The sequence below is a fragment of the Novipirellula aureliae genome (genome assembly GCF_007860185.1).
Lineage (GTDB): Bacteria > Planctomycetota > Planctomycetia > Pirellulales > Pirellulaceae > Novipirellula_A > Novipirellula_A aureliae.
Map to the genome: position 1 here is coordinate 296,920 of NZ_SJPY01000002.1, position 16,085 is coordinate 313,004.

Annotated in this window: 11 protein-coding genes; 2 read left to right on the forward strand and 9 right to left on the reverse strand. The window is 52.2% G+C overall.

All coding sequences use genetic code 11. The features are described from left to right. Positions 1-180: 180 nt before the first annotated feature. A complete protein-coding gene (locus Q31b_RS06990; protein ID WP_146598975.1) occupies positions 181-1,404 on the forward strand; it encodes a hypothetical protein in 1,224 nt (407 codons plus the stop codon). On the opposite strand, the gene Q31b_RS06995 is transcribed toward Q31b_RS06990, so the two are convergent. From Q31b_RS06995 to Q31b_RS07010, 4 genes are read right to left on the reverse strand one after another with little or no spacing between them, the layout of a single operon-like run. Then, complete coding sequence (locus Q31b_RS06995; RefSeq protein WP_197171090.1) at positions 1,343-2,449, reverse strand: glycosyltransferase family 4 protein; 1,107 nt, start codon at positions 2,447-2,449, stop codon at positions 1,343-1,345. The two genes, Q31b_RS06990 and Q31b_RS06995, sit on opposite strands and share 62 nt — an antisense overlap. A 10-nt stretch (positions 2,450-2,459) precedes the next feature. Beyond that, on the reverse strand, positions 2,460-3,620 hold the full coding sequence (locus Q31b_RS07000; RefSeq protein WP_146598977.1) for a glycosyltransferase family 4 protein: 1,161 nt from the start codon (positions 3,618-3,620) through the stop codon (positions 2,460-2,462). Then, positions 3,617-4,987: a lipopolysaccharide biosynthesis protein gene (locus Q31b_RS07005; protein ID WP_146598978.1), complete on the reverse strand. Its 1,371-nt coding sequence runs from the start codon at positions 4,985-4,987 to the stop codon at positions 3,617-3,619. The genes Q31b_RS07000 and Q31b_RS07005 overlap by 4 nt, the downstream gene beginning before the upstream one ends. A 22-nt stretch (positions 4,988-5,009) precedes the next feature. Continuing rightward, positions 5,010-5,597, reverse strand: coding sequence for a class I SAM-dependent methyltransferase (locus tag Q31b_RS07010; protein WP_146598979.1), 588 nt, complete (start codon positions 5,595-5,597; stop codon positions 5,010-5,012). A 491-nt stretch (positions 5,598-6,088) separates the two neighbouring features. Here Q31b_RS07010 and Q31b_RS07015 point away from each other — a divergent pair, with 491 nt between their 5' ends. After that, positions 6,089-6,730: a class I SAM-dependent methyltransferase gene (locus Q31b_RS07015; protein WP_197171092.1), complete on the forward strand. Its 642-nt coding sequence runs from the start codon at positions 6,089-6,091 to the stop codon at positions 6,728-6,730. A gap of 64 nt (positions 6,731-6,794) precedes the next feature. Here the strand turns inward: Q31b_RS07015 and Q31b_RS07020 are convergent, their stop codons facing one another. From Q31b_RS07020 to Q31b_RS07040, 5 genes are all read right to left on the reverse strand, one after another. Next, entirely contained in the window at positions 6,795-8,645 is a 1,851-nt protein-coding gene (locus Q31b_RS07020) for a hypothetical protein (RefSeq protein WP_146598981.1), read from the reverse strand. A gap of 11 nt (positions 8,646-8,656) precedes the next feature. After that, a complete protein-coding gene (locus tag Q31b_RS07025; RefSeq protein WP_146598982.1) occupies positions 8,657-11,029 on the reverse strand; it encodes an ABC transporter substrate-binding protein in 2,373 nt (790 codons plus the stop codon). A gap of 140 nt (positions 11,030-11,169) precedes the next feature. Continuing rightward, entirely contained in the window at positions 11,170-14,565 is a 3,396-nt protein-coding gene (locus Q31b_RS07030; RefSeq protein WP_146598983.1) for an outer membrane protein assembly factor BamB family protein, read from the reverse strand. Between the two features lie 275 nt (positions 14,566-14,840). Continuing rightward, complete coding sequence (locus Q31b_RS07035) at positions 14,841-15,617, reverse strand: ExbD/TolR family protein (RefSeq protein ID WP_146598984.1); 777 nt, start codon at positions 15,615-15,617, stop codon at positions 14,841-14,843. Between the two features lie 2 nt (positions 15,618-15,619). After that, positions 15,620-16,060 carry an ExbD/TolR family protein gene (locus Q31b_RS07040; RefSeq protein WP_390622313.1) on the reverse strand — a complete coding sequence of 147 codons (441 nt, stop codon included), beginning with the start codon at positions 16,058-16,060 and terminating at the stop codon, positions 15,620-15,622. Positions 16,061-16,085: the final 25 nt, after the last annotated feature.

Here is a 16,085-nt window from a genome sequence, read left to right on the forward strand (position 1 = left end):
GTTAAAGTCCTGTTTCGAGTCGTGAGCGGACTCGTAGGAGACGATAGATCGTTAGGAAGAGACGTTGGGGAGCCGAACTCTCTGCGCGTCGTGCTGCGCTGTCGCGACGATCCGTGATTTGATCACTTTCATTGACGCGAAAACCGTGTCCGAATTCCTCGGTTTTGAAGGCCATACGGCATGAACTTTCCTCTACTATCCGTCTTTGCGGTTGTGACGGTAGTGTGCCTGTTCGGTTTCCCGAAAGCAGGTGTGTATTTGGGTGACATCCCGATCACGTTCGGCTACCTTCTGCTCGGCGTGACGGGTGGAATCCAACTGATTCGTTTGGCGGCGAACTCAAAGCGGCGAATACGCCCCGAGTACGCTGCGTTGGGTCTGCTATTTTTCCTGCTCTCTACCGTCGAGTTGGCTGGTTTTTCCCAGTACGGCTACGCATCCAAAGGCGCATTGATTTCGATCGTTGTCAGTACCATTATCGTGCCGGTTTTGTCATTGCTAAGCATCCACTACTTCATCGACATTCTCGGCACACCACGATTCTTGAAGCTGCTACGAATTTCATTGCTGATCGTCTTCGGCTTTGGGGTACTGTCATTCGTTGTTTACAATACAACTCACATCGTCATCGGCATACCGTTTCTAACGACGACGGGCGCAGACATCCATTTGGTAGCCGAGCGTCACAATCTTCGCGGCAGCATGATTAAGATGTTTTCCACGTACAACAATGGAAACATTCTAGGAGTCAACTTACTGATTTGGGGGCCGATCGCAGCGATTGGCGCAGCGGGAGCCCGATTTCAGTTTCGTTCCATTTGCATACTCACTCTTTCGAGAAGCGTTTGGATAGGCTTTGCCGCCTATGAATTTGTTAACGCGGTCGTCCAGAGAAAGATTGCCAGGATTTTCTACGCGGGCGCCTTTGTCCTTGTACTGTTCGCCATTTTTGTCGGGGCTTCTTACGTAATGGGCCGCGAGCCGTTCGCATTTCTCCTCGACTCAAACCTCGGAGGCCGCGTCTCGAACTTTCGAGATGAGCTGCATGGAATGGGCACGCAAAAGCTGGCCTGGACAAGTGAAAGTCTATACCTAGCCGCCTACTTAACATTCGGCTGGATGGGCGTCGCGCTCATCACCCTGATCTGGCTGCTCCCAATCGTCTTTGGCGGTCGCAGCCCGATCGAAATCCAAAGTCGGATCGTTCTGGCAATCTATTTGTTTATTGCCAGTTCTGAAGCTGCTTTTAACCTGATTCCCACGCAGGCGGTTTATTGGATGGTTGCTGGATTGGCGCTTGGTGCGGCTGGGACAAAGCCGGATGAAATTGACGACGAATGGACTAATCTGCCAAACATTCCGCATAGAGACCCAAGTGCTGATCGACCACACGTTTTCGAGTAAACTCGGACGCAACTCGCTCTTTGCCGCTTTCGATCATTTGCTGAGTCTTACTTGGCTCCGCAACAACCGCCCTTAGTGCCGCTACAAAAGCAGCTCGATTCTCGCTTGGTGCAACACGCCCATCCACTTGATCACGGACCACTTCGGTGCATCCGTTCACGTCACTGATGACAACGGCCAATCCCATCGCCATCGCTTCGACCGGTGCGATCGGTAGCCCTTCCCACAAGCTCGCCATCAAAAAGGTGCCACACTCAGACATTCGAAAAAGTCCATCGCGACGTGATTGGTCACCATGAAAGATCACGTTGTGAATCTGCTGCGTTTGCGCTCTTGATCGAATTTCGGCCTCCATGTCGCCACCGCCTATGAAGTGAAACACAAAACCTTCGTTGGCCAAATCGGCGGCGATATCGAGAACGAGATGCGGGTTTTTCTGAATGGTCAGTCGCCCGAGAACAGCAACATTTAACCGGCGAGCTTCGTCATCGGCGCTTGATCGATTTGGAGATGGGATGTCCGCCAAACGAATGCCGTTGCGAATAACGACGCTGTCGTGATTGTCGACAACAAAGCGGCGGTCAATTGCAACCTGTTGATCACTTTGGCTGACATGAACCGTTCGGAAAATGGATTGGCTAATTTTCCGTTCGACTCGTTCAGCCAAAAAACGCATCAAAAACGTCTTTCGCCAAAAATGGTAACCCCGTACGGTATAAAGCATCTTTTGCAACTGTGGTGGCGTAGCCCCGCGAACCATCGCAAACGCAGCCCGCCCGCCATGCGCATGCACGATGTCTGCAGATGCCTCTTTAACGGCTGCACGTAGCTCATTTACGATCCGCGTATCAATTCGACTGCGGAAAAAGTGAAGTCCATCATATACTTCGGCACCAAGTTTCCGAGCTTCCTCGGTCGCATACGAATGCCCTTCACTGCAAAAGACAACCTCGACACCTTGATCGATTAAGTCTTCCGTCAAAGCCAATACATTGGTGGTTCCGCCGCCTGGGCTTCCGTCGGCAACAATTTGCATTACTCTCATGATCGTGGCTTCACACCTCTCTCGATGCAATCGATTGATCTTGGCAAGGCTCAACCATCCGATCAATGAATCGTTGCCATGTGAATTGCCTTCCATGTTGGCGAATACGATCGCTATCAAAGATCCGTCGATGGTTGAGAATTTCTTCAATGGTATTGGTCAATGGACCGATATCCGCATTATTTAGTAAAACACCAGAAACACCGTCTGCGATCGCCTCCCCGACGCCGCCATTGTCAACACCGATGCTGGCAACACCTCTCGTCGCGGCTTCGGCAAATGAAATACCAAATCCTTCGACGGTATTGTTTTTTAATAGCCGATTGGGCATCACATATAGATTCAACAGGTCGTAGTGACAGACATGTTCACTCTCCGAAACACGACCAGCGAATACAACGTGATCGGAGACACCGAGTTCCTTGACTCTATTTTCCAAGAAAGCACGTTGCGGTCCCGTGCCACCGATCAAGTACTTAAGATTCGGATACTTGGTTGCTAGTGCTGCAACCGCGTCGATGACGAGATCGTTTCCTTTACGCTCATCAAGTCGGCTGATCGTTCCAATAACAAAATCATTGGCATCAAAACCGTAGCGACTTCGGAGCTCGCGTTGTTTTTCAGGATCTGCGTGATTTTGAATGAAGTTGTCGCCAACACCGCAGGAGGTTCGAATACTATCGTGACCGTACTTTGACTTTAGTTGAGATTCAACAAAACGCGTCGTACTAAAAATACGTTTGGCGTTTCCGAGCGCCAAACGCATGAGACGGTCCGTCGTTGCGTTGCGTGAATAGCGAATCAATTCCGAGCCATGAAGCAAAACCTCGTACTCGATCGCTCCCATCTTTGTCATGATTGGAAATGGAAGGGCATTCGATGCATCGATGACAAGTATTCGGTCAAATCGCTGTCGACGAATCCAGCGCCCGTTCACCATTGGCCAGAGAGAGCATAGATATACTTTTCCTAATGCCGCATTCCGAGGCCGATGATAGTATTCCATTTTGGCTTTTTCATCGCCAAAATCGTTGATCGCTTTTCGTGATCCGTTGGTCAAAACCGTCACATCGTGGTTGCGTTCGACTAAGCCATCGGCCAATGCGCAGGCAACACGGGCGATTCCGCCGATCGTGGGTCGATATTCGTCGCTAATCAGCAAATATTTCATGGGCTGAACGTTTCGGGTTCCGGATTCACTTTCGTTGCTTCCTTGCGGATCAAGAAGTCAGGAGAGAACGAAAGGTAAACGCAAACAATTGCAAACAGTATGGCTAGCAACGCTTCGCACGCTAAACTCGTCCAGATCGCTCCATACCATGAATAGAGTGGAATAAACACAATCCCTGCGATAACATAGGTTACAAGGACAACAATTTGAAGAAAAGTGCGGATCCATTGATAGCCAGTAGCCGTTAAAAAATTACCACATGTGTAGTGGATCGCTTGGATAACCGGTAACAGAAATCCAATGCGAAGGATTGCGATGGAGCCTTCGAACTCGGCTCCGAACAAGTAGATTGCATACGGAGCGAGGACATAGAGCGTCAAGGCTATCAGACCGCCTAACACGACATTCACTAACAACACGGCACCCGAAAACCGAACGCAGGCAGATCGATCTTTATCAGCCAATTCGACCGTGCGTGGAAAGGTCGCTTCTAAAATGGCCCGCATCGGCATGAACGACAAGGCTAGAATTTTGTAGCCTGCCGAATAGGTTCCGACAATCGCAGCGTTGGACCATCGTGTCAAGAACAGCTTGTCAAGATCGGTGTACACCACCTTGCACATGACGCTCAAACCAAATGAAATTGACAGCCGAAAATTCTCCCTTAGTTCAAACCATGATACTCGGGAGATTCGAACGAGACGAGCAAACGAGGAAAGAAAGAGGAACAGCGTAATCGACAGACCGAGATTCAAGAACAAGACCAGAAGCAGAATCGAGCGATAACCGGCCATGAACAAGATAAACGCAACCAATGCCTTTGTCGCAGCGACAAGCGTATTGATGGCCGCCGTTCGCGTGATGTCACGTCGAGCTTGATGAATGCGTCCAATCGCCAAACAGCATCGCACCAGAACCAACTCACTGATCGCCAAGCCAAATATCAAATGCCAAGGCAGCCAGCGGTCCGTACCGATGGCTGCAGAAGCGAGCGCTAAGAGAACCGCGAAAACACCCCCCATGGCGAATGTTGTCGCCATCGTGTTGGCGACCCAAATCCCCGTTGTTTTTCGATCGCTGCTGACTCGCAATAAGGCGACTTCGGCGTAGCCAATTCCGGATAACGGTGCAAGCATTGCAATGGCAGCCAAGGCAGCAGCGAATTGACCAAACCGTTCAACGCCCAACATCCGTGTCAACAGAACAAAGTAGCCCATTTGAAAAGCGAGTTGAGCGACATATCCGATCCCCAACGTGGCAGATGCCGTCAGATGGGTCCGTGCATGACGAACCTTTTCAACCGAAAAAGCCACGCTACGAATAAGCAACGATGCTAGACTAGGAGCTGTTCCTCGATGCTTGCTCACACTATCGCTTTTTCATGGCGGGTCACTTGGTTGCTTCGATTCGCATATCTCGTCCCGGATAATGCGTTTCGGTGCGATGGGTAATTCTCACCTTCGAAAACCCGATGGAACGCAACTCTCGCTTGATCTCTCGTGCGGACCAAACGTAGCGATGCGTTTCGAATTCAATGCGGTCCCATTGGTTTCCATAAAACTGGTTTTTCGCGACTTGGCGTCGCCTTGCAAGCGGATGAAACAACCACAACACACAACGAGTGAAGTCAGCCACTTCGATTACTAATCGCCCGCCGTTTCGAAGCATGCGATGCCAATCGGTAAACATGTCGAGCCCAGCCCATCGAGTGAAATGATCAATGGTGTGATAGGTTTGAATCTCGTCGACGGTGCAATCGTCGAGCCCCAACTTAGTCATGTCCGCAAACACATCCGCATCACATCCATCACGCGAGGAATCTTGGATCTCAGGATCATGGGGATGCAGATCCACATTGAGAAACCCTTCAAGACGGACACCGCCGCAACCAAGATGCAAGCGGATCGGTTGCCCTGAAAGCTGCGCAATGCGTGTCTTCAGATCGGACGATTCAGAGGATTGCGTGGGGGTTTGCATGGGATAATCTGGTCGAAAGCAAGGTTCCGCGTCAACTCAGCAGCAGACGGACAAAAGACAACGGACTGATGGTTACCGTCATGACCATACGATAGATTACTCATTCTCGGAAAGTGCAATTTCACGACTCCTGCGACCTGCGACCTGGGGTGCATGCCTGAATTTGCAGTGATCCCCCACCGCTGCCGTGAATGGACACTGCCCCACGACCATCATTAGAGGTCCTGCAAGCAACGCAACTCTTTTCTTAAACCACCTTTTCTGATTTCGTGCAAAAATGAAGATTAATCGTTTTCCAGCGACGATTAGGACTAGCTGAAATTGGCCAGGTATCGTAAGAACGTCTACGCGAAGTCGAAATCGCCTCTCCTCGAAATCGCTCGCCTTCGCTGGTACAAATCCGAAACAATTGTTGCCTCCGATCGTTTTGTCCGCCAAGCTGCCAAGGCAAAACTCGGTCTCTGGCCCATCCCTAAGAAATGTCCAAAGCCATGAATCGTCAATCCAAATTCGCAAGCATTTACGACGAACACGAATGGGGAAGCACGTCTCGCAGCGGCCCTGGATCGGAGCTTTTCCGATTGAAAGAATACGTTGACTGCTTAGAAAAAGTGATTGCACGCGATGACATCCAATCGGTTGTCGACATTGGCTGCGGCGACTGGAGTTTTTCAAAAAACCTGGATTGGTCTCAAGTGGACTACACCGGCGTCGACATCGTTCCGTCGCTATCGGAGCAACTCAATCGCGAACACGGAAGCGAAAACATGAGATTCGCTTGTGCGGATCTGACCAGCGATGAACTGCCAACCGCTGATCTGTGCATCTGCAAAGACGTGCTACAGCACCTCTCGAACCACTCTGTGCAAAAGTTTTTGTCCGGCAATCTGAAACGTTATCGTTATGCCTTACTAACCAATGATTGGCGGAAGACGAAACGAAACCGTTTTAGCATTTTTGGAAAGATGCGAGAATTTCAAGTGCCAAACTCAGAGACAGTTGACGGCGGGTCCAGACCAATCCGACTGACCGAGCCACCGTTCAATTTACCAGCAGAACAGTTGGCCCTTTTTGATATGCGAATTGGACGAACTCTATTCACGAAAGAAACGCTGCTTTGGACGCGTACTTGATACCAACCATCGATTTGCCGAAAAAACATTAGCGTGGCTGAATCCCCCAGGCTTACCCAACCTGTCACTTCGTTGTGTCGACGACTTCCTCTTCGGCTGGCTGCTCTTCTTCCGCTGGCAATCGCCCGCCGTTTTCTCGTGCTTGGATGATGTCAGCATCAATCTCGCGTAGTCTTGCGGGACTGATATGCTTCGACAACAATCGCCTTGTCATCGTGAACATTTCATCGATCTTTTTCCGCTGACGTAAATTTTGGGGGCCAGCCAATGCTTTTAAAAACGCCGCTTGCTTTCGCCCCATGTCATCGCTAAGTCGCTCACTGGTTGGTTGTTTCGAAAGTGCATTGAACAGTTCTTCCGCTCGGTCCAACTCACCACTTTGAAGATGATTTTTAATACGCGCGGCGAACAATTCGCGAATGGCAACGAGATCAACAATCGCATTTTGGACGCCGCGAATATAGGCCTCCGCTTGTAGCCGCATATCGTCACCACTTAAGTCGGCTACCTCTCGCTCGGTTAACCCAGGCACCATCGGCAAACGGGCTAGAATAGCACCGCCGTTCTTGACATACATCAATCGCAGTGGACTTCGATCGATGCGGCCAACTTCCAAACGCCCGTTCCAATCCGTTCGTCCGACAAACGTCATGTCGCCGGTCTCGAGATTTTTATCGTGAATTTCGTAGCCAATGAGCGGAAAGTCCTTGTCGCCTTGGGCGTGCAACCGCAGCATCGTCGATTCGTTGACGGGCCGAACCCGAAGTGCCATGCGGAAGGTGCGATTGTTTTTGCGGCCCTGTAACCCACCCGCTCGGCCAGCGTGGTAGTCCATTTCGACCTTAGAGCCGTCCTTTTCTTTTACGACCAAGAATGCCCACTCCAGTGGCCCAATCGTGGTGGGATTCCCGTTGCGATCATTCTTGCGAATCATCGGTTCAAGCACGTCGCCAACGTTGATCATCGCTGGTGATTTTGGGTCCAAGGCCAAACCACCGGCGCGGATAAGCGCTTTCGCACTGCGGACGCCTGACTCTTCGATTCGGACCATTGGAGCAAACGAATCGGTGACTGCCAAACCTATCGTACTGGGAATCTCGGACAAATTCAGGCAGGATTCCTCCGCAACGGTTCCAAAATGTCGCATCAAAGAATCGAGTTCGATGGAACTAACATGCGTCAGCAACGAACGGCGATCGACGCGAACAATAAAAATCTTGTCGTAATTTCTGGCTGCATCAATGATCAATCCGTTTTGTGGGACGGTAATGATTTTGGCAGCCGGCTCAAGCGTATCCGCCATGCCCCGAGCAACCAAAATCGCCTCGGTATCCTTTTTCTTCCAGTGCTCAAGCAGCGATAACGTATCACCTTCAATCGCTTTGAGCTTCGGTTTGACACCATCGATTGTTTCGTTATCGATTTCGGCGGCGGCTTGCTCGACTTGCTCGATCAATGCAGTTGTTCCATAAACGGTCGAAACGTATTGACCGACATTCTCGGCAACTCGAAGTCGAACGGAATCGGGATGATCCCGCTTGACGGCTACCACCGGGTCAGTCGATGCGATTTCTTCAAAACTGATATCGGCCAGATGACGCTGAGCTGCCGTCGCAACCGCAGGCGGTGCATCGGCGATGTCGACTTTCCAAAGTGCGGCAAAATCGCGGTCCAAATAAGTTCTCAACTCATCTTCGACGTCGGCGGCATCTACCAATGGATCGTTCGACGCGATCCAAATCAGCACACGGTAAGGTGCGAAATCCCAAGGCTGGTCAATTTGCAATGGGTCTTCGACCGATGCCCACGTTGAAGCTTTCTCGGAACCAGACTCGGAATCTTGAGCCGCCGAAAAGCGGGTGAAACAAACGCACAATACGAGCAGCAAAGATCCTACAAGCGATTGATATGTCATGGAACGATTCACTATTGCCACCGCCATTTGTCTGCGTCCTGATAAAGCGAAACGATATCGCGACCGACTCCGCGAAGACTACGCCGGTATGCATAGGAATCGACCATCTGCCATAGCGGGATGACCGGTAGTTCATGGTGCGTGATACCGTGCAGAACCAATAACTGATCGCGAACTTCGCGCCAATTCCGAGCCTCTTCCAACCGCCGCAGGCCCAGCCCGACGAGTTGATCGGTACTGCCCGCCAATCCGCTCGGGCCAAGCAAGCGGCGGGCATCAATGATCGGTTCCCAAATCGCGGCTGCTACATAAACGAGATCGGCGGTGTCAGCGTCGGGGAAGGTACGACCGACGGGAAGTTCGACCAGTTCAACTTCCAATCCAACGAGTTTCCACTGAGTCGAAATTGCTTCACATGCGACTCGTGACAAGTTATCCGATGGAAACGCCAACCGAATCGGTTTCATCTCAGGCACCTCGTCCTTCTTGCGTTCCGCTTCCGACTTCATTTGATTTTCGTTCATCGTCATCAAAAGCTGGGACAACCTCGGTTCGTAACCACGGGCTAAAATCTCTTGATCGTAGGCGTAGCCGAGTGGATCGTTTGGGTCCATCCCAGCTGGAAATGGTCCCGATACGACTTGGCAGCCCGGGAACTCCATCCCTTGAAGCAACTCACCCTGCAAAATATCTTGCCGGTTGATTGCATACAGCAGTGCTCGCCGGAACGTACTTTCGGCCACAAAGGGATGATCCGAACAAGGGATCAACATATGCACCGTCGGCAAGGGATACTTTTCGACTCGGATATCGTCGCTACGACTAAGTTGGATCGCATCGGCTGGGAACAATTGATCGAGCATATCAAGTTCACCCTTTAGCAACATGGTCACCCCATCGCTAGCCGATTCCGTTCGCACCTCGACAATTTCCTTGATCTGTTGGGGGCTGTCGGGCTCGCGGGCCAACACATAGCGAACGGTATCATCGGTGACGACGTCGCGCCGATAGGTCCCCGTCGGCTCGCCAGGTTTTCCACCGAACCATTCTCCGTCGATCGGTACTTGCAATAGGCAAGTCGGCAACACGTGCGGACGCCGCAGTAGACATTCGATCCGCTGAGGACCACTCAGTCCGATCGCATCCACGGCTGCAGCCCAGGCAGGAAAATAGGTTGGCGATGTACGTTGAGCACGCGCCGCCAAGACATCCGCCAGGTAAAAGCCACGAACTTGATCGAGCGGAGGCGGCAATTTCTCGGGTTGTAGATCGAGATCCAATTGCATGCGATCCGGAGTCATCTCGGTATCGCCGAAGACGAAGTCGTACTCGCCACCTTCGGGACCCGCTCCCTTCATTTCGAACAGTGTTCGGTAGACCAACCGTCCCGATCGACGTGACGCCCAATTATCGATACGTGTCGGATCAAGCACCGTTGCCGTTTGCAGAACACCAACACGCACGAGTGGATAGATGGTATCGATTTCGCGAACAAGTAGCTGGCCCCCCTCAATTCCCGGGCTCAACTCCACGCTCTCACGAGCGAGCAAACGGGCGGCCCGATAATCCTCTCGATCTTTGGCTGCCAACGCCTCTTTGCGTTTTTCCATCGCCATTGCCAAAAAGCTGTCGTTCCATTTCGTGATCGATGTTAATTGCCGTGCACCATATTCCTTTTCCAACCGCGCCAACATTTGCTGAGCTAACGTGAATTGTTCATCGTCCACCAACTTTTTCATCAACCGATCCGTCACGCCACTGAGTGCGCGAAGGACAACGTCCTTCTTGTACTCTGGTGCAAACCGATGCAACTCTTCGAGTGTCGCCAGCGTCGCTTTGAAATCTCCTTGGCGAGCGCGGTACACCGAATCTTGAAGCAAATACTCGGCCCGTAGCTCTTTTATCCCAGGTCGCTCAGGGTAGTCGCGAATCAAGACAGCCAGAAACGGGTAGGCTCCCTTAAAGTCTTGTTTCGCAATCAGATCGGCCGTTTCACGCTCAAGTCGCTTTTCCCAAAAATCGATTCGTTCGATGTCTTCCCATTTCGCGGTGAGTTTTTGGGTTTCAATCCCCAGCACCTCAAAGAGAAGTCCACCCTCGGGGTTCGACGGCATCCGTCGGCCGGGCAGATCGAGTAGCGGCGTTTTGACCCAACCACCGCCTGACTCTTCGGTAAAGAAGATCAAGTCGTGCGGCTCTTCTTGCAAAAGCTCTAAACCAACCGGATCCGGCACACCCGAATCGGCGTAGTTGACGATTTGAGCCTGAAGCGGCGTCGTAAAAAGGGCCAGACAAAAGAGCGACCATGCATTCGCGGCGATCCACTTCTTCCTGGTGGGCAAACCAGAAACGCGGATCGGTCGAGCATCGAAAATTAACTGCATAAGTAAAACCATGATTATGCCCAAGGGGCGTCGATTGTATTTTTTGGAGGCAGCGGAAGTCGTCAAGACTTTCGTTTTCCAGCATGGACGAAAGTTTTAACGATTTCCGCTACGACCAAAGGCGACTCTGTTTCAAGCCGCTAACGGGTTGCCGGAACGTCGGTGATGTAAATCAAACCTTCAGCGCCGGGGACAAGCAAACGATTACCAACCGCAACCGGGGCGGCTGACAACGGCTGACCGATATCGGATTGCCCTATCAATTCACCACTTGCCGGGTCGTAAGCGATGATCCATCCCGGTTTGCCGGCCAACACCATCACGTCACCTACCCGAACCGGAGCCGCAACGGGATCGCCCGCGGGAGCGTCAAGTTCAAAGCGTTGTTTACCCTTGGAATCGTAGGCACGAAGTTTGCCATCACTTGTGCGGAGCAAACATTCATCGCCCGCCTGGACAGGCCCCCAAACGGCTCGGCCATCCAACAGGATTCGGAACGCTTCGTTTAGACTACTCAGATCATAACCGACCAAAAAGTCAGCCGCTGGGCCGCTCGTCGTCCCGACGTACACGCCACCGACAACAGCGGCAGGCCCCAGTAACGGCGTTTGTATGTCTTTACTGGCCAATTCGTTGACCTGTTCGCCAGCCCGTAACCGATAAATCTTTTTGCGGCTATCGGCAATCACGACCTGGTCCGGATCATTTGGCAATGTCACCGGAACGGACCATACCACGGTCGATTCGGGGGCTGCGGCTGGTTGGAACGGACTGCCTAACATGATGCCGGTTTCATAATCCATCAACACAACGCGGCCGGTACTCAGTGGAACGAGTAATCCGCCCCCTGATATGATGGCGCCACCACCGACATCCTTCCCGCCGGGATCACTTCCGCCTACGTGTGCGGTCGGTTTGCCGGCACCGAGCCCGAGTTGCAAACGTCTTAGCTTCTCTCTTCTACGGTCAGGATCGTAGACAATGATCTCGCCCGAACCGTTCTGATTCAGCATCACGTAGACGTTCTCGTCAACCTTGATCGGGTTTTCAAATCGCATTGCAACGCCCGAACCGCCTGGATTTTCGATCGGCCCCTTGGTCGAACCGGTTTGCAACGATTCACGATTGATTTCGAACAATGTCGCTTGAGTCGTGATCGCATGATAACTCTGGTTCGCCGGATAAGGCGTAATCATCGCAACCGGGACACCGACATCGGTTTGCCAAATCTCTTTTCCCGTTTTCGCATCAGCGGCGGTCATACGGATTGCCGACGTTCCACGAAGCACACGAGCGTGTACGAGCGTATCATCGCTAGCGAACGGTTCGCCGATAAAGTTATCGGCTTCATGCTTGAACCAATCTTGCACAACGCGCCCTGTATTGATCTGCAGCTCATAGCGTCCGATGCGAGTTCCGGTCACCCACATTTGACTCTTGCTGACGGCCATTTGAGTATTTGTCGGACGATCATACGTGGCAACCTGTTCCGCCACGATACTGACCTTTTCACGTTCAGCCGTGGGCTCGACTTCGATGACGACCACCTGACCAAGGTCGGTCAAGACGATCACACGGCGACCTTGAACGAGTGGTTTGATTTTCACATTTCCGGTCAAACGAATGGGTGCCTGTGCCGGCTTGAGCGATTCGCCACTTTCGTCCAGCGCAAGGATATGCACGCGAGCGAAGTCGGTCCCCGCGTTTTCAAAGACAAACAGATGCTCCATCAGTGGCACGGGTGCAACCGCAATCGCGCCTTCGGCATGTCCCACGTAGTAGCTTTCCAAGCAAGAACCATCACGTGTGTTGAGCACATACAAGTTGCTGTGGTTCCCCGGTTGGTAAGCGCGTGCGGTTCGAGGATCGACACCAGGGCCTGCGTCGAGCGGTTGTGGGATCATGGTCGCCCAATTGGTTTCACCCGAATCGGCATCAAGAACCGCCAACCGCCCCGAAACGCTGGCAACATAGACATCATCACGAACCGCATTGGGTTCACTGAATGGCTCACCGATTCTCGTACGCCACCGGAGAACGCCATCTTCGCCATTAAAACGTTGGACTTCGAGTTTCTTTGATTCGCTAAGCAGCACTCCTGATCCGCCTTCAACACGCACCGGTAAATGACCTTGACCATAGCCAACGAATTTCCGCCACTTCAAATTGCCGGTTTCGCCATCGAACGCTAACACGGCACCGCCTGCGTCGAGATACAGAATCTGATCGGACAAGTCGAGTGCTTTGCCCCCAGTGACGGTCGTCAGCACGATCGACTCGGTCGAATCATCGACCTCCGACGCATCGACGACTTGCGGCAAATCGGTTGCTGGCTTGACCAAGGTTTTCTGGATTTGGCTCGCCGATTGAATCAATTGACTGAGCCGCTTGTCATCACCGAGTTCGGGGAATTCGCGTAGCAGTTCAAACCGGACATCGTAGGCTTCCTTGGTGTTCTTGGCATCGAGAGCGGATTGCATCGCAGCGACCGATTCGTCGAGCCGGACGTTGCGGTTGATGTCACGGCGAACACGGTCGCGAGTTTCTTCGACCGTCTGAATCCTCGCTGCCAAGCTCGTTCTCAAACTGCCGGTAATGTAGTTCGGGTTGTCCATCAACTCCATCTGCTCCGCCAATCGTCCGAGCAATTGTTCCTTCTCGGGGGTATCCTCTGCTTCGCTTGCAGCGTTCGCGATATTCTCGGCAATGTCGACAAGCAATGCGGCCAAGTTAGCTCGCTCGTCGTTCAAGCCAAGTTCATTCTCAATCGTTGGCAATTTTTCTTTTGCCAAATCAAGTGCCACGGTCGGATCCGTCATCGTCTCAGCACGATACAGTTCGATCATTACCAAGCGGGTTTTCGCAATCGATGAAAATTGGTGCGTATCGCCATAGGCTTCCAAGAATCCGTTGTAACGCTCTTGTGCAGGCACGAAGTTCTGTTGATCGTACAACGTGTTCGCTTCGCCGATGTATTCGTCGGCACTTTGACGCGTCAGTAGCGAATACAGACCATAGCCGGAAAGCAGCAAAAGAATGATGATGCCGGCAAAACCGTAGATTTTAAACGAGTCCCAAACCGATTTGTGTTCGGGTGGCTTTGGCCGCGAACGAACCGGACGCGAACCGCCCGATCCAACGCCGTCACCAACCGCTTCGACCGGGACCGCTTCGACCGGCTCCGCGTCGACGGCAACCGCTTCGACCGGAACCGCTTCGGCAAACGGCTCAGCCTCGACCGCTTCGGCTTCGGCAAACACATCGTCACCACTACCGTCAGAGGCGATCGCTAGATCGTCCATACCACCTGCAACGGCCACCGCCCCGTCCGCTTCCTCGTATTCACCTTCGCGAATTTCGCTGATCAGTTTCGTAGCTTGAAAACGTGTCAATTGACCATTGTCGACCAACAACTTGGCAACCGCCTCGGGGGTCACGCGAGTTCCTTGGTCCAACTGCTCTCGAAGAGCTTCGATAATTTCCTGATCGAGCAACCCACGGCGTTCGAGCCGATCGATCAATTCGTTAGCAAGCATGTTTTGTATTAGTTAGTATTGGATGAAAAGGTGTAGTAGGCGAGTCTCTCCGAGACTCGTAATGTATCGTAGTAGGCGAGTCTCTCCGAGACTCGCAATTTCAGCGTCTCAATTTCAGCGTCTCAGTTTCAGCGTCTCAATTTCAGCGTCTCAATTTCAGCGTCTCAATTTCAGCGTCTCGGAGAGACGCTGCTACTGTTCAGCGTCTCGATTTCAGCGTCTCGGAGAGACGCTGCTACTGTTCAGCGTCTTGGAGGGACGCTGCGACGGATTGGCTAATCAAAACCGTCGACTTGGGTGACGGAGATGTCGACAAACCCGGCGATCGTGCCCGCGTCCATCGCGTCCACGAGGAATTGCAGCTTGGCCATTTCGTGAACCTTAATGGCCAACTTCATGCCCTCCGAGCCATTGGTCATCGCCTGTTTCAGGGCAATCGTCAAATTCTGTTTTCCTGGTGTCTCCCTTTCCCAATCATTTGCCATAACCAAGAAGGAACCTCGTTCATCGATTTGCACATCGACCTTGTCAAGATCTTCGTCTTCATTGGAAACGTTAAAGCTTGCCTCATCACTTTGTTGACGCGGCACTTCGATCGACTTTTGCAAACTAAAACTGGCCGTCACCATAAAGAAGATCAATAACAAGAACGTCACGTCGACCATCGGTGTCATGTCGAGTTCATCGTCATCGCGAGGCTTCCGCTTGGGAATCGCATCGCTATCGTCGTCTTCCCAGACCGCTGGGGAGATGGGTTCTGGCATGATCTCGGCTTTTCCCGATGCCGAGCCCGATGAGGACATTGAAGCTTGCTCAAGCGGAACGGCTTCGACTGCGATTGCTTCGGCGGGCATGACATCGACAGGCAAAGCTTCAAAGTACTCCGTTTCGATCATATCGTCACTCGAGTCGACTTCGATGACGGCATCGTCCGCTTCGGGGACGTGGATCGCTGTTTCACAATTCGAGCATCGGACACGCCGACCAGCCAAGCGGGCATTGACACGAAGTAGGCTTCCGCACTGAATACATTTGACTTCGATCGCCGACATCGTTATTGCTCCTTGACTGCCACGTAGGTGGATTCAATATCTTCAAAGGAATCGCCGATTATTTTCTGCACTCGTGTTACCTGGCCAACTTTCACATCTTTGTCTCCCATAATCATCACATGGTTTTTATTACGTCCTTGAGACTTCTCGAGTTCACTGGTGACGTATTCGACGATCTCGGACGCTTGCGTTGCTTCGTCGCGACTGAATTCGGTCCCATCGAGCCGTTCGACAATCGCGTCCTCACCCGCCCCTGGCTTGATGAAGATTACGGCCGAGTCTTTTGCTGAAATGGCCAATGCGTTATCCGCTTCAGGAATCGAGCCAATTTGTGTGGGGTCCATTTTCGAGGCGACGACAAAGAAGATGAGCAGCAAGAATGTGATGTCGATCATCGGCGTGATGTCCATTTCCTCGTCATCACGCTTCTTGCGAGGCAGCATCACCTCCTCTTCTTCTTCTACGTCC